Below are 25,113 nucleotides of genomic sequence, written 5' to 3' on the forward strand. Positions count from 1 at the left end.
ACCCGTGGCCGAGGTTCGGGAACCGATGGATCCGGACGTCGACCTCGGCACCCCTGCCGGCCGCGCCGAGCTGGGGCCGCACGCGCTGCCGGTGCTGGCGGCGATCTCCGCCGGTGGCGTGCTCGGCGCGCTGGCCCGCTTCGGCATCGGCGCGGCCTGGCCACACGACCCGCGCGCCTTCGCCTGGTCGACCTGGACCATCAACATGACCGGCTGCCTGCTGATCGGCGTCCTGATGGTGCTCGTCACCCGGGTGTGGCCCCGGCGGCGGCTGATCCGCCCGTTCTGGGGCGTCGGCGTGCTCGGCGGCTACACCACGTTCTCGGCCGCGTCCGTCGACGCACTGCGGGCCGCGCCGGTCACGGGCCTGGCCTACCTGGCGGCGACCCTGGTCGGCGCGCTGCTCGCGGTCTGGGCCGGCACCGCGGCCGCCGAGGCGCTGGTCCGGCGATGACGACCCTGCTGCTGGTGGCACTCGGCGCGGCGGTCGGCGCCCCGCTGCGCTACCTGACCGACCGGGCGGTGCAGTCGCGGTTCGGCTCGGCGTTTCCCTGGGGCACGTTCGCGGTCAACGTCACGGGCTCGCTGCTGCTCGGCCTGCTCGTCGGGCTCCCCGCCGCGCCGTGGCTCGCGAGCCTGCTGGGCACCGGCTTCTGCGGCGCCCTGACGACGTACTCGACGTTCAGCTACGAGGTGCTGCACCTGGGGCGGGCCGGCGGCCGGCTGCCCGCCGTGGCGTACGCGATCGGCAGCGTCCTGGCCGGGCTCGCCGCCGCCGGCACGGGCCTGCTCGTCGCCGCGGCGATCGCCTGAGTCAGCTGCCCGGAAAGAGCAGCTCGCCGAGGGCCTTGTCGTTGAGGGGCTCCGCGAAGTAGTAGCCCTGCCCCAGCTCGCAGTTGCCGTCGGTCAGCTCGCTCAGCTGTCCGGCGTCCTCGATCCCCTCGGCGATCGTCGACAGGTTCAGCGCCTGGCCGAGCTGGATGATGCCCAGCGTCAGCGCCGCGGCCGCCGGCACGTCACCGACGTCGTCGACGAAGGACTTGTCGATCTTGATGATGTCGACCGGGAAGCGGCGCAGGTACGCCAGGCTCGAGTAGCCGGTGCCGAAGTCGTCGATCGCCAGCCGGACGCCCAGGTCCTTGATCTCTTCGAGCTGCTGAAGGGTCGAGACCCGGTGGTGCACCAGCATGGACTCGGTCAGCTCGATCACCAGGCAGGCCGCCGGCAGGCCGCTGTTCGCCAGCGCCGCCGCCACCACCCGGGGCAGGTCCGTCTGGTCCAGCTGGACCGCCGAGATGTTGACGCTCACGGTCAGCGGCTGCTTGCCGTCCCGCAGGGTGTTCCACCGCGCCGCCTGGCGGCAGGCCTCGCGCAGCACCCACTCGCCGATCGGGACGATCATGCTGGTTTCCTCGGCCATCGGGATGAAGTCCAGCGGCGGGATGATGCCCCGGTCCGGGTGCTGCCAGCGGACCAGCGCCTCCAGGCCGGTGATCTCGCCCGTCTTCAGCTGCACGATCGGCTGGTAGCGCAGCTCGAACTCGTGCCGGATCACGGCCCGGCGCAGGTCGGCCTCCATCTGCAGGCTGGCCTGGAAGGCGACCTGCAGCGCCGGCTCGAAGACCTCGAGGCGGTCCTTGCCCTGCTTCTTGGCCTGGTACATCGCCAGGTCCGCGGCGACCATCAGCTGCTGGGCCTCCTGGGCGCCGGCCGCCGTGTGCGCGACGCCGATGCTGCAGCTGACGAACGTCTCCTTGCCGCCGAGGTCGAACGGCTCGCGGGTCGCCTCGAGGATCCGGCCCGCCAGCGCGACGGACTCCTCCGTGCCGGTCGAGGGTGCCAGCAGCACCGCGAACTCGTCGCCGCCCAGGCGCGCCGCCGTGTCGTCGGGGCCGAGGCAGGCCTTGATGCGCTCGGCGACCTCGATCAGCAACTGGTCGCCCGCCGCGTGGCCGAGCGAGTCGTTGACCACCTTGAAGCGGTCCAGGTCGACGAAGAGCATCGAGACGCCGAGGTCATCGTGCTCCGCCGCGACGAACGCGCGCTCCAGCCGGGTCTGGAACAGGGCGCGGCTGGCCAGGCCGGTCAGCGAGTCGTGGAACGCCAGGTTCATCGCCTCGAGGGTCCGCGCGTCGGTCAGCGCCAGGCTGACATGCTCGGCGAACGCGCGCAGCACGTCCTGCGCGGCCTTGTCCCACGAGCGCGGTGCGACGTGCGTCCCGACCGTCAGACAGCCGACGACCTCGCCGTTCTCGTGCACGGGTACGGCCATCACGGCCCGCATGCCGGAGCCGACCACCGCCGGGATGGCGATCGGCGAGGCCGCGTAGTCCTCCACCATGACCAGCTCGTCGCTCAGCACCGCGAGGCCCGCCACGCCGGCCGACCGCAGCGGCACGCGCTTCATCTTCGGCAGGATGTCGGGGGCGAAGCCCACATTGGAGACCATGCTGCCGACCGACGGGTCGTCGCGCTCCAGCAGGTTCAGCGACGCCGTCTCCAGGCCGAGCAGCTCGGCGGCGCTGCCGGTGATGGCGTCCAGGATCTCCTGCAGCGGTGCGCGGCGGGCGATCAGCCGCTGGATCCGGGTGAGGTGCTCGAAGAGCCGCTGCCGCTCCTCCAGCGAGTCGACCAGGCGGTCGTTCTCCTGGGCGTGGCGGCGCTCGCTCTCGATGACGTTCAGGGCGCGCAGGCTCAGCTCGAGCACGCGGGCCATCGCGCGCAGCAGGCAGACGTCCTCGTCGGTGAACTCCCGGCCGGCGCGGCCGAGCACCAGCACGCCGGGCGTCTCGCCGCCGATCGGGGCGCCGATGGCCTCGTACCCGGTGCCGCCCAGCGTGAGCGTGCCGCGGCGGCCGGCGCCGACCTCCGCCAGCGCGGCCGGCCGGACCTGGTCGGCGAGCACGCCGATGGTGGCGACCACGCGGCCGTCGATGACCAGCGCGGCGGTCTCGGCGTCGAGAGCGCGCGCGGCGCATTCCACTGCCGCGAACTGCGCGGCCGGCCCGTCCGGCCGGTCAGCGACCGCGGAGAGGAACTCCGTCAATCGCTGGGTTGCGAGCATGCCCATGACCAGGTCTGTCGGCCCGGCGGCGCCGGAGCTGAGGCCTTTGCCTCGATCATCGCTGTGAGCCCGCTTTGTTACGCGGGCCACTGTCCGGGGGAGATCGGCCGCGCGCACCAAAAGAGGATGTCGATGGCCGTTCGTGCCATTCTTTGCACGTTCAGTTAGTGACTGATCACTGGTGGTTGTCAAAGACCCGCCGGATGGGCGTCAATGAAGCGTGCCCCCGCCTCATACCCTGGCCGCCGGGCGCCTCGGCGGCATGTCCATCGCGTTCCTCGCCATCGCCGCCGCTACCCCACTCTCCGTCGTCGCGATCGTCGTGCCGCTGGCCTTCGCGGGCGGCGACCTGCTCGCGCTGCCGCTGCTCTTCCTCGGCCTGGGTCTGCTCCTGCTGGTCTTCGCGACCGGCTACGTCGCGATGTCCCGGCGGATGCCGCACGCCGGCGCGCTGTACTGCTTCATCGCCCGGGGGCTGGGCCGCCCGCTCGGCATCGGCGCCGCCTGGCTCGCCCTGCTCGCGTACACCGCACTGCAGGTCGGCCTGTACGCGCTGGCCGGCGCGGCCGTCGAGGCGCAGGCCGCGGTGCCGTGGTGGGCGGTGGCGCTCGGCTGCTGGGCCGTCGTCGCGCTGTGCGGCCTGCTGCCGGTGGCGGCGACCGCCCGCCTGCTCCTCGTGCTGGTGGCGGCGCAGGCCGCGGTGATCCTCGGCTACGGCGTCGCCGACGTGGCGGAACCCGCCGACGGGCGGCTGACCTGGGCGGCCTGGACGCCCGGTGACCTGTCCGGGCTGCCGCGCCCCGCGCTCGGTCTCCTGCTGGTCCTGGTCGCGCTCGCCTTCGCCGGCTTCGAGACCACCGCCGCGTACGCGGAGGAGGCGCGCGCGCCGCGCCGGGCGATCGCCCGGGCGACCTACCTCTCCATCGTGGCGCTCGCGGTCCTCTTCGCGGTGGCGAGCTGGGCGATCAGCGTTGCCGCCGGGCCGGGCCGGATCGGCGCCGAGGCCGGCGCGCGCGGGCCGGATCTGATCTTCGACCTGGCGGCGGCCCGGCTCGCCCCCTGGGCGGTGACGCTCGGCCGGGTCGTGCTGGTGGCCGGCCTGCTCGCGGCGATGATCGCCCTGCATCAGACGATCGCCCGCTACCTGTTCGCCCTCGGCCGCGAGCGGGTGCTGCCGCCCGGGCTGGGCCGCACCGGCCTGCGCACCTCGGCGCCGGGTGCCGCCTCGCTGACGCAGACGGTCGTCGTCGGCCTGGTGATCGGCGGGGGCGCGCTCGCGGACGCCGACCCGGTCACCGCGGCCCGCCTGCTCAGCGTCGGCGGCGGCCTGTGCGTCCTGCTGCTGTTGCTCGGCGCCGCGCTGGCGGCGCTGCTGTATCTGAACCGCCATCCGAACGGCGAGGGGGTGGCGACCCGGCTGCTGGCGCCGGGCCTGTCGACCGTGGCGCTCGGCGCGCTCGCGTATCTCGCCTTCGACGACCTCCCGGCGCTGCTCGGCGTGCCGGACCGGGTGGTGCTGCCCGCGGTTGCCGCCGGCGTGGTCCTGCTCGGCGTCGTCTACGGCCTGGTGCTGCGCGGCGCGGCGCCGGTGACCTACGCGAGCATCGGGCTGGGTGGCGCCGCGGTCGTGGTGACGCCGTCGGTCGCGGTGGTGCGGTCGGTGCCCCGCCAGCGTCAGCCCGGTGCGCACCGCCCCGAGCGGGTCAACCGCGAGCTCACCGGATAGGCGGCGCCTCGTCGCCGAAGAACTCCTCGATCTGGATGAGGGTCAGGTAGCCCTGCGGCTCCACCGTGCCGGCCTCCACCGCCGGCGCCTTGCGGGTCACCGCGAACTCGCGGGCCTGGTCCGGCAGGTCGGGCAGGTGCGGCATCGGCGGCAGCGCGCCCAGGCCGATCGCCTCGCGGATCACCTCGAACATGCCGTTCACCTCGTGCGCCGCGAGGGGGAACAACTCCGCCGGGCGGCGGCCGCAGGCCTCCGGAGAGGCACAGGTGAAGTTCGCCCGGACCTTGCCGCCGGCCTTGCGGATGTCGGCGCTCGGCCGCAGGTGGTCCACGTACCCCTCGGCCACTATCCCGAGCTCGCACTCCGCCATCCCGGACCGGTGCCACCAGCGCCGCCAGGCCGGGTCGTCGTCCAGGGCCAGCACGACGTGCTGCAGGGCGACCATGTACGCCTGCGGCGAGCGGTCGTCGACGGTGGTCCCCATGAGCGGGTGCAGCCAGCATGGCTCTCGACCCCGGAAGTCCATCACCGCATCGTTACATTTCGGGCGGGCGTCGCCCGCGCATTGCCGTACCGCGCGTACGGGTGGTCGTGCGCCGCCCCGGACCGGCCTTACACCTGGTCGCGGCGGTGCGGGGCCCGACCCGCCTCCTCTTTCGTGGTAACCCCCGGGCGTCACGGGCTGTTGAACAGCAGTCTGCACCGGAGCATATGGGGCGAATACCGACGAAGGGCTGTGCATGAGAACACTTCTGGCGACTGCCGCCACGATCGTGCTGGCGGGGTGCGGCGCGACCGCCGCGTACGGAGCCGAGGCCGTGCCGCCGCGCGGTAAGCCGGGATACCCCACCATCGCCTGGGACAAATGCGGGGACGCCGGCCTCCAGTCCCGCATGGCCGAGTGCGGCTACCTGACCGTGCCGATGGACTACGCGGACCCGGCCGGCCGGACCATCAAGCTGGCGGTCTCGCGCATCAAGCACTCCGTGCCGGCCGACAAGTACCAGGGCGTCATGCTGATCAACCCCGGCGGCCCTGGCGCGAGCGGGGTGAACCTGTCGGCGCTCGGCGAGAACGTGCCGAAGGGTGCCGGCGCCGCATACGACTGGATCGGCTTCGATCCCCGCGGGGTCGGCGCCAGCCAGCCGAAGCTCAGCTGCGACAGCAAGTACCAGGGCTATAACCGGCCGGCCTACGTGCCGAGCACGCCGGAGCTGGAGCAGACCTGGCTCAAGCGGGCGCGCGACTACGCCGCGGCCTGCGCCCGCCGCGGCGGCGAGCTCCTCGATCACCTGCGCACCGCCGACACCGTGCGGGACATGGAGAGCCTGCGCGCCGCGCTCGGCGCGGAGCAGATCAACTTCTACGGCTACTCGTACGGGACCTACATCGGCCAGGTGTACGCGACCCGGTACCCCGAGCGGGTCCGCCGCATGGTCCTCGACGGCGTCGTGAACCCGGACCGGATCTGGTACGACTCCAACCTCGACCAGGACGTCGCGTTCGACCGCAACATCAAGATCTACTTCAAGTGGCTCGCCGAGCACGACGCGGCGTACCACCTCGGCAAGACCGGCGCGAAGGTGGAGAAGCTCTTCTACGCCGAGCAGGCACGGCTGGCGAAGAAGCCGGCCGGCGGGTTCATCGGCCCGGACGAGTTGACGGACGTGTTCCTGCAGGCGGGCTACTACGTCTTCGGCTGGGACTCGGTGGGCTCGGCGTTCTCGAGCTGGGTCAACCGGAAGGATCCGGCGCCGCTGCGTGCGCTCTTCGACGCGACCAACCCGCAGGCGGAGGGCTCCGACAACGGGTACGCGATCTACCTCGGCGTGCAGTGCACCGACAAGCAGTGGCCGAGGTCGTGGGACAAGTGGCGCACGGACAACTGGCGGGTGCACAAGGCCGCGCCGTTCGAGACGTGGGGCAACGCCTGGTACAACGCGCCCTGCCTGACCTGGGCGGGTAAGGCCGGCAAGCCGGTGCGGGTCGACGGCCGGAAGGTGCCGCCGATCCTGCTGGTCAGCGAGACCCTGGACGCCGCGACCCCGTTCTCGGGCAGCCTCGAGGTCCGCAAGCGCTTCCCCCGCGCGGCCCTGATCGAGGGCGTCGGCGGCACGACGCACGCCGGCTCGCTCTTCGGCAACGCCTGCATCGACAACTCGGTCGCCGACTACCTGGCGACGGGCGAGCTGCCGAGGCGGGTCAAGGCGAACCGTGCGGACAAGCGCTGCGCCGCCATGCGGCCGGCGGAGCCGGCGGCGACCCAGCCGGAGCGCGCGGCGGCGGACGCGACCCTGAGCCGCCGCATGGAGCTGCAGAGGCAGATCGGCGCGCACTGAGGCGACGGGCCGGCGCACCCCGGGGTGCGCCGGCCCGCTGTTCGCAGGCTCACATCCCCGCGCCGGCCGCCCGGGGCATCCGGCCCGGTAGGCTGCACGGTGCGAAGGGGAGTAGCTCCCAATGTCGTGGTCGACACACTGGCCCTGCGGTTCGGGGCCCGGCCACGCGGCCTCGATTCCGGGGCGAGCGAGACCTTCGACTTGGCCACATCTCTGGCCGGGTCGAGGTCGCCCTGCGCCCAAACTCCCGGCCTGACCTGCACCGGGAGACACCATGGAAGCTTTCCTCGCCGCCACCGCGCTCAGTTTCGCGGTCATCTTCGTGGCGGAGCTGGGCGACAAGTCCCAGCTCATGGCGCTGACGTTCGCCACCCGCTTCAAGCCGGTACCGGTCCTGATCGGCATCACGCTCGCCACCGCGGTCGTGCACGCCGTCTCCGTCGGCATCGGCTACGGCCTCGGCGCCGCGCTGCCCACCGGCTGGATCTCGCTCGCGGCCGGCCTCGCCTTCCTGGCCTTCGGCGCCTGGACGCTGCGCGGCGACCGGCTCACCGAGGAGGAGAAGACCAAGGCGGAGCGCTCGACCGGCTCCGCGATCCTCGCGGTGGGCGGCGCGTTCTTCCTGGCCGAGCTCGGCGACAAGACCATGCTGGCGACGATCACGCTGGCCACCCAGCACGGCTGGTTCGGCACCTGGCTCGGCTCGACGCTCGGCATGGTCGCCGCCGACGCCCTCGCCATCGTCGCCGGCCGCCTGCTCGGGCGGCACCTGCCGGAGCGGGTAATCAAGTACGGCGCCGCGGCGCTCTTCGTTATCTTCGGCGTCTGGCTGCTCGCGGAAGCCGTCATGGAGCTCAACTGACAGGGAGTGACCGTGCTGCAATACCGGGCCGAGTTCGACGCCACCGTGACGTTCAGCAACGGGGGCGGGCTGCAGGCGCAGGGCTTCCGGGTGGACGTGCCGAGTGCGGAGGCGACCGAGGCGGAGATCTCCGCGCTGTTCCTGGCGGCCTGCCGTCTGCTCATGGTCGACACCGTGCGGCTGAGCGACGTGCGGATCTTCGCCGATCCGCACCTGGGCACCCCGGGCGGGCCGTCCGAGCCCGGCCGGCGCTGGATCGAGCTCAGCCACGTCATCTCCGCGGGCCTGACCACCTACCCCGGGCTGCCCGCACCCGAGATCACGCCGCACCTGACCCGCGAGGCATCGCGCGAGCTCTACGCGGCCGGCACCGAGTTCTCGATCGACCGGATCACCATGGTCGGTAACACCGGCACCTATCTGGACAGCCCGTTCCACCGCTACGGCGACGGCACCGACCTGGCCGGACTGCCGCTGGAGAAGCTCGTCGACCTGCCCGCGGTCGTCGTCCGCACGGTCGGCGGCGGCGTACGCGGCGTCGGCGTCGACGAGCTGTCGGGCCACAGCGTCGCCGGCCGCGCGGTCCTGCTGCACACCGGCGGCGACGCGCACTGGGCCACGCCCGGGTACGCGGTCGACGCGCCCTACCTGACCGGCGCGGGCGCCCAGTGGCTGATCGACAACGGCGCCGCGCTGGTCGGCATCGACGCGGTCAACATCGACGACATCAGCCCGGCCGCGGCCGGCGCCCGGCCCGCGCACACGCTGCTGCTCGGCGCCGGGATCCCGATCGTCGAGCACCTGACGGGCCTCGCCGGCCTGCCGCCGACCGGCGCCCGGTTCACCGCCGCGCCGCCGCGGCTCGCCGCGTTCGGGACGTTCCCGGTCCGGGCGTACGCGTCGGTCCCCGCGACCGAGCCGCACGGCCCGCTGCCCGGGCGGCTGCCGGCCTCAGGCGCCTGACGCGGGGGTCGGTGGCGGGGCTCCTCCGCGCGGGTGGGATTCGGGAAAACCGCTCATGAGGGGTGCGAACGTGCCGATGATGACCGTGTGAGCTTCAATCCCGCAGGACGTCGATGAACGGCCTGGAGCCGGGACCGCTGAGGGTGCAGAGGCCCGGTGCCCCCGGGCTGACCACGCCGACCGAGATCGGGGTCGCGCGGGCCGCCGCGCTGTTCGAACGGGTCGACCCCGCGGCCGCCGCGGCGCACCTGGAGCCGGTCCTCGCCACCGACCCGGACTCCCCGGCCGGCTGGATCCTGCTGGCCCGCATCCGGCTCGTCCTCGACGAGGTGGACAAGGCGCTGGACGCGGCCAACCGGGCCATCGTCCTCGCGCCGGAGGACGCCCGCCCGCTCGCGATCGCCAGCCGCGCGCTCACCCTGCTCGGCCGGCACGAGGAGGCCATCACGATGGCCTACCGGGCGGTCATCGTCGAGCCGAAGAACCCGCTCTGGCACGACCGCGTCGCCTGGTCGCTGCTCGCCGCCGACCGCCAGTACGCGGACGCCGAGCAGGCCGCCCGCACGGCCGTCGGGCTCGAGCCGAACGAGGCGCACTTCTACTTCACCCACGGCGTCACGCTGGACGCGCTCGGCCACGCCGATCAGGCCCGCCAGGCGTTCCTGCTCTCGCTGCGGCTGGAGCCGGAGAACCCGGTCGCGCAGCACCGGCTCGCCGTCCTGAACGGGGAGGCCGTGCGCCCGCCGGAGAAGCGCAAGCGCGGCTGGAAGCTGTTCGGCAAGCGCGGCGCCGAGGCGAACACGCCGGCCCGCCCGGAGGAGTACCTGCCTTAGCGGGTGTAGGCGAGCAAGTCGAGACCCTTGAGCTTCGACGGCTCCCGGGCCTGCACCAGCAGCGTGAAGTCCGGGGAGAACAGCCAGAGCCGGGTCTTGCCGTTCTTCTTCGAGCGGACCAGCAGGTTGCCGTCCGGGTCGAAGACCGCACCGATGATCTTGCCGGTGACCGGCAGGTCGACGATGTCACCGGTGACCGTGTCCACGATCGCGTCGGCGGGCGCCTCGTCCGGCTGCGCCGCCGCGGTCGGCCCGAGCTGCACGGCGACCAGGTCGCCGGTCGCGTCGACGCTGACCGGGCGGCACGCGGCCCGGCCGTCCGTCCCGCTCTGATCCGGCACCGGCGTGCCGGACTGCGCATCGGTGCCGGCGGCCACCTCGAGGCCGCAGCCCGGCGTCGCGTAGACCAGCGTGGTGCCGTCGCCCGACCAGCGGAAGTGCCGGCCCTCGAGGCCCTCGGCGAGCGGGTCCAGCCGGCCGGTCGCCACGTCGAGCACGCCCGGGTCGGCCGCGTCGATGAGCAGCCGCCCGCCGTCCGGGGACCACGCGGGCGCCTGCTCGGCGGAGGCGGTGCCCGCGTAGACCTGCCGGGTGGCCTGGCCGCCGGTCTCCGCCACCATCAGCGTCCCGTCGGTCACGTAGGCGATCCGGGAGCCGTCCGGGGATACCCCGGCCGCGGAGTTCGACGCCGACAGCACGGTCGACGGGTTACCCGCGCCGGTCAGCCGGACCAGGCGCCCGTCGTCCTCGGCGTCGGCGTAGAAGATCTGACCGGGCACGTCGACGAGCGAGGTGGACCGCGGGCTGGAGGTGGAGCTGCGCGGGCGTGGCCGGTCCGGCGCGGACGTGCCGCCGATGACCTCTCCCGGCCCGGCGGTCTGGGGAGCCGGCGGTATCACCGGCGCCGACGCCGAGGGGCCGGCCGGGGCGGCCGCGACCGGCGGCGCCGGCTCTGGGCCCTTCGGCAGTCGCCACAGTCCGCTGCCGAGCAGGGCCAGCGCGACGACGGCCGCGGTGGTGCCGATCGCGGCCTCCCGCCGGCCGATCCTGCGCGACCGGGCCAGCGAACGCTCGTACAGGTCGGCGGGGACCACCACGTCGGCCAGGTCGCGCAGCTCATCGCGCAACGGATCGGGCGCGGTCATCGGCCGGCCTCCTGCGCGTCGGCGAGCGCCCGCAGGTCGGGCACGAGCAGCCGCAGCCGGTCCAGGGCGCGGCCGCACTGCGTCTTGACGGTGCTAACCGAGACGCCGAGCATCTGCGCGGCCTCCACCTCGGTGTGGTCCTCGAAGTAGCGCAGCACGATCACCGCGCGCTGCTTCGGGCTCAGCGCGAGCAGGGCGCGCTGCAGGGTGATCCGGCGCACCGTGGCCTCGGCGGGGTCGTCGATGCTGCCGCCGTGCCGCTCCAGGCCGTCTCCGGGCAGCGCCTCGGCGACCTTCGGCCGCCGCCAGATGGAGACCTGGGCGTGATACATGACTTTTCTGGCGTACGCCTCGGCGTTGCTCGGCCGTTCGAGCCGGGACCAGGCCCGGTGCGTGCGCGCCAGCGCCTCCTGCACCAGGTCCTCAGCGAGGTGCTGGTCGCCGGTCAGCAGGTAGGCCGAGCGCAGCAGGGCGTGGGAACGCTCACGAACGAAATCCGCATAGGCGTAGTCGCGAGCTTCATCCATTCCCGGCTGTCCGATCGGCGTACGGAAAGAGCCGTGAGCGTACATGTCGCGGTCAATCACCGCCGCTGTGGCCACGGGCTGCTCGTCTCCGCCGATCACTGATTGGGGCGACAGGCGGTGCCCCCCGTAATTATTGGCACCGCCTGCCGCCGTACTCAGTCATTGACGCGAATATCCCGAGGATCGGGTGACGGTCCTTTCGGCTGATTCGCTCATGGTCCGAACGGCCGCCATGACCCGGAACGCGTCCGGCCCCGCGTCGCGCGTTCGGGCGGTCCGGCGCGACTGCGTGCCCAGGCGTTGACAGTAGGTGATCTCGTCGGTACAACGATTCCACTGTGTACACTGACCTGCTGCGCGGCCTCGGCGTGAGCGCGGGCACGGCAACCGGGCCCGCGTACCGGTTGCCCGGCCCGCCCCGGCTGCCCGCGCCGCGTCCGGTGACCGACCCGGACCGCGAGCGGGACCGCGCCCTCGCCGCCATCGCCGCCGTCGGCGCGGACCTCGCCCGGCGCGCGGCGGCCGCCGCCGACGCGACCTCCGGTGAGATCCTGCGGGCGCAGGCCGCGTTGGCCGACGACCGCGCCCTGCGCGAGGGCGTGGAGCGGGCGGTGCGCGCCGGACGCGAGGCGCCGCACGCGGTCGCCGCGGTGCTCGCCGAGCGCCGCTCCGCCCTGCTCGCGGCCGGCGGGCGGCTGGCCGCGCGCGCCGCCGACCTGGACGACCTGCGCGACCGGGTCGTCGCGCGCTGCCTCGGCCTGCCGATGCCGGCGCTGCCCCGGCCGGGCTGCCCGTTCGTGCTGATCGCGGTCGAGCTGGCGCCGGCCGACGCGGCGCTGCTCGACCCGGCGCAGGTGCTCGCCGTGGTCACCTCGGCGGGCAGCTTCGTCAGCCACACCTCGATCCTGGCCCGGGTCCGCGGGCTGCCGGCGGTGGTCGCCTGCGGCGGTGCGCTGGAGATCCCGGACGGCACGGTCGTCACCGTCGACGGCACCGCCGGCCGGGTCAGCCTCGGCGCGGCCGGCGCCGGCGCGAGGGCGGCGGCGCCCGGCGCGGCGCCCGCCGGTGAGCACATCGGGCGGACCTCCGACGGGCACCGGGTGGCGCTGCTGGCCAACATCGGCCGCGCCGCCGAGCTCAGCGGCGCCGCCGTCGAGGGCATCGGGCTGTTCCGCACCGAGCTGCTGTTCCAGCACCACGTCGACCCGCCGACGATGGCCGAGCAGGTCGGCGCGTACGCGGAGGTCTTCGCCGCGATGCCGGACCGCCAGGTCATCGTCCGCACCCTCGATGCCGGCTCGGACAAGCCGCTGCCGTTCCTGCGCGAGCGCGACGAGCCGAACCCGGCGCTGGGCATCCGCGGGCTGCGAGTGGCCCGCCGCCGCGGGGACATCCTCCGTACCCAGATCGCGGCGATCGCCGAGGCCGCCCGGCGGCACACGGCCCGGGTGGCCGTCATGGCGCCGATGGTCACGACCGTCGCGGAGGCCGCCGAGTTCACCGCGCTGTGCCGCGACGCCGGACTGTCGACGGTCGGCGTGATGATCGAGGTGCCGGCCGCCGCCGTCCGCGCCGCGGAGATCCTGCAGGCGGTCGACTTCCTCAGCGTCGGCACCAACGACCTGAGCCAGTACGCGTTCGCGGCCGACCGGCGCAGCGGCGAGCTGGCGGACCTGCTGGACCCGTGGCAGCCGGCGCTGCTGTCGCTGATCGCCCTCTGCGCGGCGGCGGGCGCGGCCGTCGGCCGCCCGGTCGGGGTCTGCGGCGAGGCGGCGGCGGATCCGGCCTTCGCGGTGGTGCTGACCGGCCTCGGCGTGACCAGCCTGTCGATGTCTCCCGGCGCGATACCGGCGGTGCGGGCCGCGCTGGCGGCGCACACGGTCGACGAGTGCCGGGCCGCGGCTCAGCGGGCGCTCGCCGCCGGCGACCCGGCGGCGGCCCGGGCCGCGGTCACCCGCGTCTGAGTCGTCGCTCACAGCAAGCATTCAGTGTGACTTGTTAGCTTCTGCCCGAACTGACTGTCCTGCTAGGGGGATCTCGTGGGCTTCAAGAAGATGCTTGGCGCGTTCGGCGTTGGCGGCCCGAGCGTCGACACCGTGCTGTCCGACTCGAACACGCGGCCCGGCGCGCCGCTCGCCGGGCAGGTGAACCTGGTCGGCGGCAGCCACGATGTCGACATCGAACACATCGCGCTCGGCCTGGTCACGCGCGTCGAGGTCGAGGGCGGCGAGGGCGAGTACGGCGCCACCGGCGAGTTCCACCGGGTGCAGGTCGCCGGGTCCATGCGGCTGAGGGAGAAGCAGGAGATCTCCCTGCCGTTCCAGCTCGTCATGCCGTGGGAGACGCCGATCACCGCCGTGCACGGCCGGCACCTGCGCGGCATGACCATGGGCGTGCGTACCGAGGTGGCCATCGCCCGGGCCATCGACAAGGGCGACCTGGACCCGGTCGCCGTGCACCCGCTGCCGATCCAGGAGCGGATCCTCGAGGCCTTCGCCCGGCTCGGCTTCGGCTTCAAGAACGCCGACCTGGAGTACGGCCGGCTCGCCGGCGTGCACCAGACGCTGCCGTTCTACCAGGAGATCGAGTACTTCCCGCCGGCGCAGTACGCGCACGCCTTCAACGAGGTCGAGCTGACCTTCGTCGCGAACCCGGCGACGGTCGAGGTCGTGCTGGAGTTCGACAAGCGCGGCGGCATGTTCGGCCGCGGCCACGACTCGTTCGGCCGCTACACGATCCCGCACGCCGACGCGGACAGCGCCGACTGGGCGCAGGTCGTGGACGGCTGGGTCCGCGAGGCCCTCGCCCACCGGCAGAGCTACGGCCCGCCGGTGCACGGCGGCCACGGCCACGGCCGGGGACACGGCTCGGGCATGGGCGGGCTCGTCGCCGGCGTCGCGGGTGGAATGGCCGCCGGCTACGTGGCCGGCGAGGTCATGGAGGAGGCCTTCGAGGACTTCGGCGGCGACGAGTAGCACGCGGTCGTTACGCCCGGCCGAGGGGCCGGGCGTATTCACGCCAACGAAGGATTAGTCCGAACGGGCGACCATGATCATCCGACCCTCGTAGTCGATTGTGGGCACCTCGAAAACGTTCACAAGTGATAATTCGGACATGTCTTTTCGTCACCTAACCGTCTCCGTTATCCTCGCCGGGACGTTCATATGCGCTGTTCACGGCCCCGCCTTTGGCCACGCGCAGGCCGAGATCCGGCCCGCCGTCGCCGGCGCGGGGAAGATCGTCGCGTGGTACGCCTTCGACGGCGGACGGTCCAGTTTGATCGCCGACGACTCCGGCAACGGTCACACGCTGAGGCTGGTCGCCGGCAACGGCGGCCGGGTGCTCGCCGTGCAGCACGGCAGCGGCGGGGCCGTGCGCTTCCCGGCCAAATGCACGACCGGCGCGTGCCCGCACGCCGCGCTGCAGAGCCCGAGCGCCGCCAACCTCAACCCCGGCACCCGGCCGATCTCGTACGGCGCCATGGTCCTGCTCTCCCGCGGCCAGACCACCAAGGGCCAGAACGTCATCCAGAAGGGTTACTCGGCGACCAGCAGCCAATACAAGCTGCAGGTCGACGGCGCCGCCGGGCGGGCCAGCTGCGTCCTGGTCGGCACGCGCCCGGGAATCCGGATGGTCACCAGCTCGATACCGGTAGCCGACGGCAGCTGGCACACCGTCGAGTGCCGCCGCCAACGCGGATCCCTGAGCGTGCTGGTCGACGGGGCGGTCCGCGGCAACCGGGCGATCTCCGAGCGGCTCTCGGTCAGCAACAACGAGCCGCTCAGCCTCGGCGGCAAGGGCGCCTACTCGGACAACGACCAGTTCCAGGGCATCCTCGACAACGTCTGGGTGCGCATCGGCTAACCGTCCAGTCCGGCCCGCATCGCGGCGACCAGTTGCGCGTCCGCGGTGTCGCCCGACAGCTCCCACGCGAAGGCGCCGCCGAGGGATTTGCTCCGGGCGTACGCCATCTTGGTCCTGATGGTTTCGGGGGTGTCGTAGCCCCACCACTGGCCGCCGCAGTGCGCGATGGCCGTGCCCCCGGCGGTCCCGGTGGGCGGGCAGGTCCGGCGCAGCACGGCGTAGTCCTCGATGCCCTTGTCGAAGCTGCCCGGCGCCGGACCGCTCGCCGTGCCGCCCGGGCCGGCCGCGCTGACCCCGCTCCAGCCGCGGCCGTAGAAGCCCACCCCGAGCAGCACCTTCTCCGCCGGGATGCCGAGACCGAGCAGCGCGGTGATTGCGGCGTCGGTCGTCGCGGCGGCGCGCGGGATGCCCGGGTACGCGGTCAGCGGCGAGTGCGGCGCCGTCGGCCCGGTGCCGGCGCCGGTGCCGAAGAAGTCGTAGGTCATCGCGTTGAGCCAGTTCGCGCTGCGCGCGGCCGCCGCGTAGTCGGTGGCACTCAGCTTGCCGAGGTCGCCGGGCACGGCGGCGGTGATCAGCGCGTCCGGCCCGAACGCGGCGCGCAGCGCGGCGAGCAGGGCCGGCAGGGCGCCGGGCCCGCTGGTGTCGCAGACCTCGCCGCAGGCGTTCGGGTACTCCCAGTCGATGTCGATGCCGTCGAAGACGCCGGCCCAGCGGGAGTCGGTGAGCAGCCGGCGGCAGGAGGCGGCGAAACCGTCCGGGTCCCGCGCGGCCTCGGTGAAACCCTTCGAGCCGCTCCAGCCGCCGAACGACCAGATCACCCTGAGGCCCGGATGCGCGGCCTTGAGCTTGCGGAGCTGGCCGAAGTTGCCGCGCAGCCCGGTGCCGGCGGTGTCGGCGACCCCGTCCGTGCTGTCCGCGGCGGCGATCGGCTTCTGATGGTCGGCCCAGCCGTCCCTTGTGGCGCACCGGCCGCCGTCGACCTTGCCGAACGCGTACACCAGGTGGGTGAGCTCGCCGGCGGCGCCGCTGGCGGCGACGTTGCGGACCTGGAAGTTGCGCCCGTACACGCCCCAGTCGGTGAAGTAGCCGACCACGCGCTTCGCACTGGCCGGCGCGACCACGTCCCGTGGGGGTTCGGCCGACGACGAGTCGCAGGCGCCGGCCAGCAGCAGCACGGCCGACAGAACGACGGGTACGACCCGCATGCGGGCCTCCCCGGTCCGATCGCCGAGCCACGAACCTATCGCGACGGGGACGGCGAGGGTGCCTGCGTTAGCCCGATCGTGTAGTCCTCGATCGTGTAGCACGACTCGTCGTCGATCGCGTTCGCCGACTCGTCGATGACGATCTTCGTGGGGTGTGCGTCGAAGGGGTCCCGCTCGACCTCGACCACGGCCGCGCCCTCGCGGCGGGCGGTCTCGGCCTCCTCCTCGAGCTGCTTGAGGGTGGGCACCAGATCGGCGAGGCGCAGCATCAGCGCGCGGCGGGCGGAGTCGTCCAGGCCGACGGCGTGCACCACCTTGTCGTCCACGACGGTGACCTGGAAGCGGCCGATCAGCGCGCGCTCGCCGCAGTCGGAGGCGAGGGTGAAGCCGTACTTGGCCGGCACCGTCCAGGTGGCCGGCCCCTCGTTCATCACGCTGGGCTCCTCCGCGGCGCAGGCGCCGGAGAGGGCGAGCAGCAGAATGCCGGGCAGAACGGTCCTGGATCGCACGGTGCCCTCCACGGAGTCGACGGTATCCGGTGGTCCGACGCGGCCCGCCCGGTGCCGGTTCCGCCGCCGCGGCGCGGCGTCGGCCGCCTCTCCGCGCGCGGGCGTGCCGGGCTGTGCGATCGTTTTCCAGTGGCCTTAAGCAGTGGGGGCAGCCAGCGGGATCCCGTGCCGGTCCCGGCCGTCCGGGATCGCTGGGGCGCGCTGCGCGTGGTCTTCGCCTGGCCTCGGGTCGTCGACCGGGCCCGCGCGGTCATCCGCAGCGCGGCGACCACGTTCTTCGTCCTGAGTTTCACGCTGTGGCTGATGCCCGGCGTACGCAGCACGGACGTGCTGGACACGCTGGGCCTGGTGGTGCTCGTCGCCGCCGTCGGCGCGGTGCTGCGTCCCCTGCTGCTGGCCGGCGTCGTCGCGCTGGGCGGCTGGGGCGCGATGCTGCTCGGCGTGGTGGCCCAGGTCATCGTGATGGTGGTCGCGCTGGAGCTGGATCCGTCGAAACGGCTCAGCGGCTGGCCGACCGTCGGCTTCGCGGCGCTGCTGGCCGTGGTCTGCGCGGCGATCCTGGACTGGATGTTCGACAGCGGCACCGAGGACACGTTCGTGAAGGAGGCGCGGCGGCTGATGCGCGGCATCCGCCGGCGCCACGCCCGGCAGGCGGGCGGTCGCCTGATCACGCTGCGCCGGCCGCCGCCAGGCCAGGAGCCGGGCCTGCTGATGGTGCAGCTCGACGGGGTCAGCGAGCCGGTGCTGCGCTGGGCGGTGCGGGCCGGCAACCTGCCGACCATCGGGCGCTGGCTGCGCGCGGGCACGCACACGATGCGCGGCTGGCACACCGGCCTGCCGTCGACGACGCCCGCAGCGCAGGCCGGCATCCTGCACGGCGCGTCCCAGCAGGTTCCCGGCTTCCGCTGGTACGAGAAGGAGTCCGGCCGGCTGATCGTGTCCAACCGGCCCCGCGACGCGGCGATGATCGAGCGGCGGTTCTCCGACGGCGCCGGACTGCTGCGCGACGGCGGCGTCAGCATCGGCAACGCGTTCTCCGGTGACGCGGTCACCCGCCTGCTCACGGTCAGCCACGCGGCCCTGCCCGGCCGCTCGGCCCGGGGCTGGGCGGCGTTCATGGCCAGCCCGTTCGGCTTCACCCGGGCGCTGGTCCTCGGCGTCGGCGAGGTCTTCACCGAGCTGCACCAGGCCCGGCTGCAGCGGCGCCGCAACCTGCAGCCCCGGGTCAGCCGGTCCGGCGCGTTCCTGGCGCTGCGGCCCGCCTCGATGCTGCTGCGCGACGTGAACATCTCGCTGATCGCCGAGCAGATGGCCCGCGGCGCCCCGGCCGTCTACTGCGACCTGGTCGACTACGACGAGGTGGCGCACCACGCCGGCCCGGCCCGGCCCGAGTCGATGCGGCAGCTGGAGAGCCTGGACCGGATGCTCGGGGTGCTCGAGCGCCTGGCGCCCGAGGCCGGCCGCCGCTACCGCATCGTGATCCTCTCCGACCACGGCCAGAGCCAGGGCGCCACCTTCCGGCAGCGGCACGGCGAGACCCTCGACGAGGTGGTCCAGCGCTTCTCGGTGCCCGACCGGGCGGACGCGCCGGCGGTGCCCGCCGAGCGGGAGGCCGCCGTCGAGCCGGACTTCCCGGCCACGCCGGTTGCCCCGCTGCTCGTCGTCTCGTCGGGCAACCTGGCGCTGATCTACCTGACCCGCTTCCCGGAGCGGCTCGACCGGGCCCGGATCGACCGGGAGTACCCGCAGCTCGTCTCCGGCCTGGCGAAACACCCCGGCGTCGGCCTGGTGGTCGTGGACGACGACGGGCCGGTGGCCGTCGGCGCGGCGGGCAGCCACCGGCTCGCCGACGGCACGGTCGAGGGGGTCGATCCGCTGCTGCCGTACGGGCCGCACGCCCGCGCCGATCTGTTGCGGCACCAGCGGGCCGCGCACGTCGGCGACCTGGTGCTGATCAGCTCGGTCGACCCGGTGACCGACGAGGTGGCGGCGTTCGAGGAGCTGGTCGGCTCGCACGGCGGACTCGGCGGCTGGCAGACCGACGCGATGCTGGTGCACCCGGCCGAGTGGCAGATCACCCACGGCGACCTCGACGGCCCGGACGCCGTGCACCGCCAGCTGATCGAATGGCTCGAACTCCTCGGCGTGCGCAAGCGCCCACCCGTCGACCTGATGGCCGCGCCGTCGTGACCAGCGTTGTCACGTTGGGGGTCTTGGCGGTCGACGGGCGACCGGTGCGGGGTGAGCGGCTGGGCGCGCTGGTCCGGGAGCTGGTCGGTGCGCGGGGGCGGGCCGTCTCCACGGTGGCGCTGGCCGAGGCGGTCTGGCGCGGCGATCCGCCGGACGACTCCGCGGGCGCGCTGCAGGCCCTGGTGTCCCGGGTGCGGCGGCTCGGCCTCGCGGTGGAGGCGGTTCCCGGCGGGTACCGGATCCCCGCCGACCTCGTGGACGTCGACGCGGTGGCCGTCGGCGGCCTGATCGAGCGGGCGCGCACCGCGCTGCGGGCCGGCGACGCCGCGGCCGCGCGCGAGGCCGCCGACGCAGCCCGGGCCCGGTTTCCGGAGGTACCCGACCTCGCCGACGGCGCGCGGCTCTTCGCCGATGTCGCCGCGCTGCGGGCCGAGGCCGCGCTGGCCGGTGCCGGTGCCGGTGCGAACGACGAGACCGATCTGCGCAGGCTCGCCGCCCACACGCCACCGGACGAGCCGGCCGCCGCGCTACTCGTGCGGCTGCTCGCGGCGCAGGGTCGCGACGCCGAGGCCCTGGACCTGTTCGAGCGGCTGCGGGCCGAGCTGGCCGACCGCTACGGCGCGGACCCGTCCCCGGCGCTGGCCGAGGCGCATCTCGCCCTGCTGCGCGGAGAGCTTCGGGCCGGGCCCGCGCCGCGCCCGGTGCTGCCGCGCGGCTGGCGGCGACCCGCGGGCGCGCTGGTCGGGCGGGAGGACGACGTCGCGGCCGTGACCGCGGCGCTCGCCGAGGCGCCCCTGGTGACGATCGTCGCGTCCGGCGGCGCGGGCAAGACCCGGCTCGCCGCCGAGGTCGCGCGGCGCGCGGACGGCCCGGTGCGGGTCATCGAGCTGGCCGGCGTGCGCTCCCCGGCGGGGGTGCTGCCCGCGGTCCTCGCCGCGTTCGGCGGCGCGGAGACGGAGGCCGCCGCCGGGCTGGGCCTCGAGCGGCGCGTGCTGAGCCCGCGGGAGCGGCTGCAAGCGATCGCGCCGGAGCTCGACGGGCTCGTGGTGCTGGACAACTGCGAGCACGTCCTGGCCGCCGCCGCGGAGGTGGTCGCCGAGCTGCTCGCCGCGGCCGCGCCCGAGGTCGCCGTCCTCGCCACCAGCCGGGCGCCGCTCGGGCTGGCCGGCGAGGCGGTGCACCGGCTGACGGCGCTGCCCGATCACGAGGCGCTCGCCCTGCTGGAGGCCCGTGCCCGGTCCGGCGGCGCGGTGCCGACCTGGGACGCCGGGCGTGCCCTCGCGCTCTGCCACCGGCTGGACAACCTGCCGCTGGCCCTGGAGCTGGCCGCGGCGCGGCTGCGGTACATGCCGATCGACGACGTCCTTGCCGGGCTCAGCGACCGGTTCGCGCTGCTCGACGACGCCCTGCGCGGCCTGCCCGAGCGGCACGCGAGCCTGTGGGCGATGGTCGACTGGAGCAGCCGACTGCTCGAGGCCGGCGACCGGGAGCTGCTGCACCGCCTCGCGGTCATTCCGGCGCCGTTCACCGCTGACCTCGCCGCCGCGGTCGCGGGTGCGCCGGACGTCCGGCGCGGGCTGGCCGCCCTGGTCGAGCAGTCGCTGCTGAGCATCGAAGGCGACGGCGGTGCGCCGCGCTACCGGATGCTCGAGACCGTCCGGGAGTTCGGCGAGGCCCGGCTGGACGCGGCAGGTGGCCGGGCGCCGGCCTCGGACGGCCTGGTGGGCTGGGCCCGGGCGGAGGCGGTTGGGCTCGCCGGGCGGTTCCTCGGCGACGACCAGCTCGGCGCGTTCGCCCGCTGCACCGCCGAGCAGGAGAACCTGCTGGCCGGCCTGCGCTGGGCGATCGCCGGCGACGACGAGGCCGCGGGGGTCGACATCACCGCGGCGCTGTTCCACCTGTGGACCGTCCGCGGGCTGCACGTCGAGGTGACCACCTGGGCCGCCGCCCAGCTGCACGCCGACGACCCGCGGGCCCGGCTCCGCTCCGCGATCGCGGCCGGCGCCGCCGCCGGGCGCACCCTGCCCGACGCCGACCGGCTCGCCTGGTGGTGCCTGCTGGTCGGGGTGAACGCCGGCATCACCGGGCCGCTGCGGGTCGCGGCCCTCGCGCGCCGGGCGCTGGTCCGAGTCCTGTCGGAGCGCTCCGGCGAGGTCTCCGCGCGGGTGAAGGTGCTGGCCCGGGCCGTGCCCGCGTTCGACCGGATCCGGCCGGGCACCAGCCTGGCGGGCGCCGAGGAGCTGATCGCGTACCCGGACCCGTACGTGCAGGGTTTCGGGCTGTTCCTGCGGGCGGCGCTGCGGGAGAGCGGTGGGCTGCCCGGCGACTCCGTCGAGGACGCCGAGCTGGCGTACCGGCGCTTCGAACAGGCGGGTGACCACTGGGGGATGGCGATGGCCGCCCAGGTCGTCGGGCACGCCGTCGGCTCCCGCGGCGACGCCCGGGCCACCGAGTGGCTGACCCGCAGCGTGCGGCACATGGAGCTGGTCGGCGCCAAGCAGGACGCACACTCGATCGGGGTGCTGCTCGACGTGCGGCGGACGCTCGACGGCGATCCGGACGCCGAGCGGCGGCTGCGCGAGCTGGTGGCGTCCGCCCCGGTCGGCGACGACGACGCCGTGCACGCCTGCCTGGGCCTGGCGCACCTGGCCTGGCGGCGCGGGCGCCACGACGAGGCGCTCGGCTACGCCGACACGGTGGACCGGACCGTCGGCCTGTTCGAGGATCACCTGCCGCGGCGGCGGGTCGCGTTCCGGGTCGCGGTCGCGATCCTGCGCCTGTGGGTGGGCGAGGCCCGGCCGGAGACCCGGGCGTCGGCGTCGGCCCGGGCCGTCGCCTCGCTGACCCTCGCGCGCAACGAGGCCGTCTCCGCGTACGGCGAGAGCCCGCCGCTGGGCGCGTGGGCGCTCGGCGGTGCCGAGTTCGCGGCGTTCAACGGCGACGACGAGACGGCCCGTGAACTGTGGACGCTGGGCATCCGGGCGGGCGCCGACGCCGGCATGGTCTTCCCGTACGGCGAGGGCGCCCGGCTGGCCGCCGCCCTCGGCCCGGAGGCGCGGCGCCGGGACCTGCTCGGCGCCGGCCAGGACCGGACGCCGGCGGCCATCAGCTCCCGCATCCGGGAGCTGATGGCCGACCTGCTCAGACCTTCTTCCGGTACGCCCGCAGCGCCAGAGGCATGAACACCACGACGAAGATCGCGCACCAGGCCAGCGTCCACCACACGTGGTTGTCGAGGGGCGTGCCGAGGAACAGGCCACGCATCGCGCCGACGAGGTGCGTCAGCGGGTTCACGTTGACGAAGCCCTGCATCCAGCCGGGCAGCGTGTCGGTGTTGACGAAGACGTTGGAGGCGAAGCTCAGCGGCATGATCGCGGCGAACATGATGCCCTGCACCGCGCCCGGCGTGCGCACCTTCATCGAGACGAAGACCGGCAGCCAGCTCAGGCAGAGCGCGAACAGCACCGCCAGGCCACAGCCCGCGAGCGCGCTCAGCGGATCGGTGGTGATCCGGAAGCCCATCACGTAGCCGATCGCCAGCGTGGAGACGGTGACGATCACGTACCGCACGATGTCGCCGAGCACCGCGCCGAGCAGCGGCGCCGAGCGCGGCACCGGCAGCGACCGGAACCGGTCGAAGATGCCCTTCGCGATGTCGGTGTTGAGGTTGACGCCGATCGCGATGCAGCCCGTCGCGATGGTCTGCGCGAGGATGCCCGGCAGCAGGAACTGCAGGTACTCCTCGGTGGATCCGGCGACCGCGCCGCCGAAGATGTAGACGAAGATGACCAGGAACAGCACGGGCTGAAGCGTCACGTCGATGAGCGCCTCGGGCGTACGCGCGGTCTTGATCAGGCTGCGCTTGGCGAGCGCGAGCGAGTGCCGCACGAGCCGAAACGGCCGCGGGCTCGGTACCGCCCGCGTCGGCAGGACCGGGTTGCCGGTCCGGGGAGCGATCGTCGTGGTCACGCCGCCACCTCTTCCTTGGTCGTGTCGTCCTCGGCGGCGGTCCGCCCGGTGAGCGTGAAGAAGACCTCGTCGAGGCTCGGCAGGTGCAGGGCGAGCTCGGTGACGGCGACGCCGGCCGCGGCCAGCCGGGCGACGGCCTCGGTCATGGCGCGGTCGTCGGCGACCGGCACGGCGAGCATGCCCTTGCGGATCTCGTCGGCCTGCGCACCCGAGGAGACCTCGGAGAGGATCGACGCGGTGAGCCGCAGCTGCTCCGGGTCGGACGGGCGGACCTCGAGGGTCTGGCCGCCGACGACCCGCTTGAGCCCTTCGGGGGTGTCGTGCGCGATGACCCGGCCGTGGTCGATCACGGTGATCTCGTCGGCGAGCGCGTCCGCCTCCTCCAGGTACTGCGTGGTCAGCAGCACTGTCGAGCCGGCCTTGACGAGGGTGCGGACGACCTCCCACATGTCCTCGCGCTTGGCGGGGTCGAGGCCGGTCGTGGGCTCGTCCAGGAAGATCACGTCGGGGGAGCCGACCAGGCTCGCGGCCAGGTCGAGGCGCCGGCGCATGCCGCCGGAGTAGGTCTTGGCCTGCCGGCCCGCCGCGTCGGTGAGGTCGAACCACTCGAGCAGCTCGGCGGCCCGCCGGCGGGCGCCGGCCCGGCCCAAGTCAAGCAGGGTGCCAAAGAGCTCCAGGTTCTGTCGGCCGGTCAGGTCTTCATCCACGGAGGCGTACTGGCCGGTGAGGCCGATCACCTGGCGGACCTTCTCGGCCTCGCGGACCACGTCGAAGCCGCTGATCCGCGCGCTGCCCGCGTCCGGGTTCAGCAGCGTGGAGAGGATGCGGACGGCGGTGGTCTTGCCGGCGCCGTTGGGGCCGAGCACGCCGAGCACGGTCCCCCGGGGCACGGCGAGATCGACGCCCTGCAGGGCCTTCGTCGACCCGAAGTGCTTGACGAGGCCCTCGGCCTCGATCACCAGATCAGCTGTCATGCGTGCCAGCGTGCCCGGGCCCGCTGACACGGCGCCGACACGGCGCCTACATGGTCCTCTTCGCGGCCTGACGCTGGAGGATATTCCAGTACCTACCGGGCGCGATCCGGGCCAGCACGTCGGCCAGCCGGGCCGCCCAGGTGATCACCAGCCGGGGCTTGCGGGCCCGCACCGCCGCGATGATCAGCTTCGCCGCCTCCTCGGGCGGCATGGTCAGCGCGGTGCGAGTGAACTCGGCGGCCCGGGCGGCCTGGCTGCCGTCGGTGTCGGGGCCGGACAGCCGGGCGCTGGTGGCGATGTTGGTCCGGATGCCGCCGGGGTGCACCACCGTCACGCCGACCGTCCCGGCCAGTTCGTGGCGCAGCGCCTCGGAGAAGCCGCGGACGCCGTACTTGCTGGTGACGTAGGCGACCTGGGTGGGCGGCGCGATCAGGCCGAACAGGCTGGAGATGTTGACGACGTGCGAACCCGGGCGGCTCATCAGCTGCGGCAGGAACGCCTTCGTGGTCCGGATCACCGCGTGCAGGTTGATCTCCAGCAGCCAGTCGAAGTCGGCCATGCTGACCTCGTCGAAGGTTCCGCTCAGCGCCACGCCGGCGTTGTTGATCAGTAGATCGGCGCCGCCGTGCAGGCGGGCGACCTCGGCGGCCAGGTCCAGCCGGTCCCCGCCGTCGGAGAGATCGACGACGTGGGTGCTGACCTGCTTCGCGCCGGACTCGCGGGCTTGCCCGGCGATCCGGGCGAGGCCCTCGGCGTCCCGGTCGACCAGGGCCAGGACGGCGCCGCGCCGGGCCAGGTCGAGCGTGAGGGCGGCGCCGATGCCGCTGGCCGCGCCCGTGACGACACAGGTGCGCCCGGCGAATGCGAAACGATTCACGATGATGCTCCAGTCCTGAACCCGCGCGATCTCCGGGACGCTACCGGCCGGCCCGCGCGCCGTGAA

The 25,113-nt window shown here is 73.9% G+C and carries 21 protein-coding genes; 12 read left to right on the top strand and 9 right to left on the bottom strand.

The window, feature by feature from the left end; all coding sequences use genetic code 11:
• The first annotated feature begins 25 nt into the window (after positions 1-25).
• Both ACIBSW_RS26445 and crcB read left to right on the top strand, forming a co-directional pair.
• Entirely contained in the window at positions 26-454 is a 429-nt protein-coding gene (locus tag ACIBSW_RS26445; RefSeq protein ID WP_354718184.1) for a CrcB family protein, read from the top strand.
• The gene (gene crcB, locus ACIBSW_RS26450) at positions 451-813 is read left to right on the top strand and encodes a fluoride efflux transporter CrcB (RefSeq protein WP_354717931.1); all 363 of its coding nucleotides are present in this window, start codon (positions 451-453) and stop codon (positions 811-813) included. The genes ACIBSW_RS26445 and crcB overlap by 4 nt, the downstream gene beginning before the upstream one ends.
• A gap of 1 nt (position 814) precedes the next feature.
• Here the strand turns inward: crcB and ACIBSW_RS26455 are convergent, their stop codons facing one another.
• Complete coding sequence (locus tag ACIBSW_RS26455) at positions 815-3,070, bottom strand: EAL domain-containing protein (protein ID WP_354717929.1); 2,256 nt, start codon at positions 3,068-3,070, stop codon at positions 815-817.
• Positions 3,071-3,284: 214 nt separating this feature from the next.
• Between ACIBSW_RS26455 and ACIBSW_RS26460 the strand changes: the two genes are divergently transcribed.
• Positions 3,285-4,790, top strand: a complete 1,506-nt coding sequence (locus ACIBSW_RS26460) for an APC family permease (RefSeq protein ID WP_354717927.1) — start codon at positions 3,285-3,287, stop codon at positions 4,788-4,790.
• On the opposite strand, the gene ACIBSW_RS26465 is transcribed toward ACIBSW_RS26460, so the two are convergent.
• Positions 4,780-5,274: a hypothetical protein gene (locus ACIBSW_RS26465; protein ID WP_354717925.1), complete on the bottom strand. Its 495-nt coding sequence runs from the start codon at positions 5,272-5,274 to the stop codon at positions 4,780-4,782. The genes ACIBSW_RS26460 and ACIBSW_RS26465 overlap by 11 nt on opposite strands.
• 256 nt (positions 5,275-5,530) lie before the next feature.
• Here ACIBSW_RS26465 and ACIBSW_RS26470 point away from each other — a divergent pair, with 256 nt between their 5' ends.
• The 4 genes from ACIBSW_RS26470 (at position 5,531) to ACIBSW_RS26485 (ending at position 9,787) form a co-directional block, all read left to right on the top strand.
• Positions 5,531-7,129 carry an alpha/beta hydrolase gene (locus ACIBSW_RS26470; RefSeq protein ID WP_354717923.1) on the top strand — a complete coding sequence of 533 codons (1,599 nt, stop codon included), beginning with the start codon at positions 5,531-5,533 and terminating at the stop codon, positions 7,127-7,129.
• A 274-nt stretch (positions 7,130-7,403) separates the two neighbouring features.
• On the top strand, positions 7,404-7,991 hold the full coding sequence (locus ACIBSW_RS26475; RefSeq protein WP_354728283.1) for a TMEM165/GDT1 family protein: 588 nt from the start codon (positions 7,404-7,406) through the stop codon (positions 7,989-7,991).
• A gap of 12 nt (positions 7,992-8,003) precedes the next feature.
• Positions 8,004-8,954, top strand: coding sequence for a cyclase family protein (locus tag ACIBSW_RS26480; RefSeq protein WP_354728285.1), 951 nt, complete (start codon positions 8,004-8,006; stop codon positions 8,952-8,954).
• 113 nt (positions 8,955-9,067) lie between these two features.
• Entirely contained in the window at positions 9,068-9,787 is a 720-nt protein-coding gene (locus ACIBSW_RS26485; RefSeq protein ID WP_354728287.1) for a tetratricopeptide repeat protein, read from the top strand.
• On the opposite strand, the gene ACIBSW_RS26490 is transcribed toward ACIBSW_RS26485, so the two are convergent.
• Together ACIBSW_RS26490 and ACIBSW_RS26495 are read right to left on the bottom strand one after the other, a co-directional pair.
• Complete coding sequence (locus ACIBSW_RS26490) at positions 9,784-10,932, bottom strand: hypothetical protein (RefSeq protein ID WP_354728289.1); 1,149 nt, start codon at positions 10,930-10,932, stop codon at positions 9,784-9,786. The genes ACIBSW_RS26485 and ACIBSW_RS26490 overlap by 4 nt on opposite strands.
• Positions 10,929-11,459 (bottom strand): SigE family RNA polymerase sigma factor, encoded by a 531-nt coding sequence (locus ACIBSW_RS26495; RefSeq protein WP_354728291.1) that lies wholly within the window; start codon positions 11,457-11,459, stop codon positions 10,929-10,931. The genes ACIBSW_RS26490 and ACIBSW_RS26495 overlap by 4 nt, the downstream gene beginning before the upstream one ends.
• A 338-nt stretch (positions 11,460-11,797) precedes the next feature.
• On the opposite strand from ACIBSW_RS26495, the gene ACIBSW_RS26500 reads away from it, so the two are divergent.
• From ACIBSW_RS26500 to ACIBSW_RS26510, 3 genes are all read left to right on the top strand, one after another.
• Positions 11,798-13,423, top strand: coding sequence for a putative PEP-binding protein (locus ACIBSW_RS26500; RefSeq protein ID WP_354728293.1), 1,626 nt, complete (start codon positions 11,798-11,800; stop codon positions 13,421-13,423).
• A 75-nt stretch (positions 13,424-13,498) separates the two neighbouring features.
• Positions 13,499-14,434, top strand: coding sequence for a sporulation protein (locus tag ACIBSW_RS26505; protein ID WP_354728294.1), 936 nt, complete (start codon positions 13,499-13,501; stop codon positions 14,432-14,434).
• A gap of 139 nt (positions 14,435-14,573) precedes the next feature.
• Positions 14,574-15,323: a laminin G domain-containing protein gene (locus ACIBSW_RS26510; protein WP_354728295.1), complete on the top strand. Its 750-nt coding sequence runs from the start codon at positions 14,574-14,576 to the stop codon at positions 15,321-15,323.
• Here ACIBSW_RS26510 and ACIBSW_RS26515 read toward each other — a convergent pair.
• On the bottom strand, positions 15,320-16,528 hold the full coding sequence (locus ACIBSW_RS26515; RefSeq protein ID WP_354728297.1) for a glycosyl hydrolase family 18 protein: 1,209 nt from the start codon (positions 16,526-16,528) through the stop codon (positions 15,320-15,322). The genes ACIBSW_RS26510 and ACIBSW_RS26515 overlap by 4 nt on opposite strands.
• Positions 16,529-16,563: 35 nt before the next feature.
• Positions 16,564-17,037, bottom strand: coding sequence for a DUF6174 domain-containing protein (locus ACIBSW_RS26520; RefSeq protein WP_354728299.1), 474 nt, complete (start codon positions 17,035-17,037; stop codon positions 16,564-16,566).
• A 165-nt stretch (positions 17,038-17,202) separates the two neighbouring features.
• On the opposite strand from ACIBSW_RS26520, the gene ACIBSW_RS26525 reads away from it, so the two are divergent.
• Positions 17,203-19,227 carry an alkaline phosphatase family protein gene (locus ACIBSW_RS26525; RefSeq protein ID WP_404799460.1) on the top strand — a complete coding sequence of 675 codons (2,025 nt, stop codon included), beginning with the start codon at positions 17,203-17,205 and terminating at the stop codon, positions 19,225-19,227.
• A 14-nt stretch (positions 19,228-19,241) separates the two neighbouring features.
• Positions 19,242-22,409, top strand: coding sequence for a BTAD domain-containing putative transcriptional regulator (locus tag ACIBSW_RS26530; RefSeq protein ID WP_354728303.1), 3,168 nt, complete (start codon positions 19,242-19,244; stop codon positions 22,407-22,409).
• On the opposite strand, the gene ACIBSW_RS26535 is transcribed toward ACIBSW_RS26530, so the two are convergent.
• Genes ACIBSW_RS26535 through ACIBSW_RS26545 form a run of 3 tightly spaced genes read right to left on the bottom strand, consistent with a single transcriptional unit; the run spans position 22,369 to position 25,047 of the window.
• Positions 22,369-23,196: an ABC transporter permease gene (locus ACIBSW_RS26535; RefSeq protein ID WP_354728305.1), complete on the bottom strand. Its 828-nt coding sequence runs from the start codon at positions 23,194-23,196 to the stop codon at positions 22,369-22,371. The genes ACIBSW_RS26530 and ACIBSW_RS26535 overlap by 41 nt on opposite strands.
• On the bottom strand, positions 23,193-24,170 hold the full coding sequence (locus tag ACIBSW_RS26540) for an ATP-binding cassette domain-containing protein (RefSeq protein WP_354728307.1): 978 nt from the start codon (positions 24,168-24,170) through the stop codon (positions 23,193-23,195). The genes ACIBSW_RS26535 and ACIBSW_RS26540 overlap by 4 nt, the downstream gene beginning before the upstream one ends.
• A gap of 46 nt (positions 24,171-24,216) precedes the next feature.
• Positions 24,217-25,047 (bottom strand): SDR family NAD(P)-dependent oxidoreductase, encoded by an 831-nt coding sequence (locus tag ACIBSW_RS26545; protein WP_354728309.1) that lies wholly within the window; start codon positions 25,045-25,047, stop codon positions 24,217-24,219.
• Positions 25,048-25,113 lie beyond the last annotated feature (66 nt).

This window comes from Actinoplanes sp. NPDC049668 (genome assembly GCF_044465445.1).
In the GTDB taxonomy this organism is placed as follows: Bacteria; Actinomycetota; Actinomycetes; order Mycobacteriales; family Micromonosporaceae; genus Actinoplanes.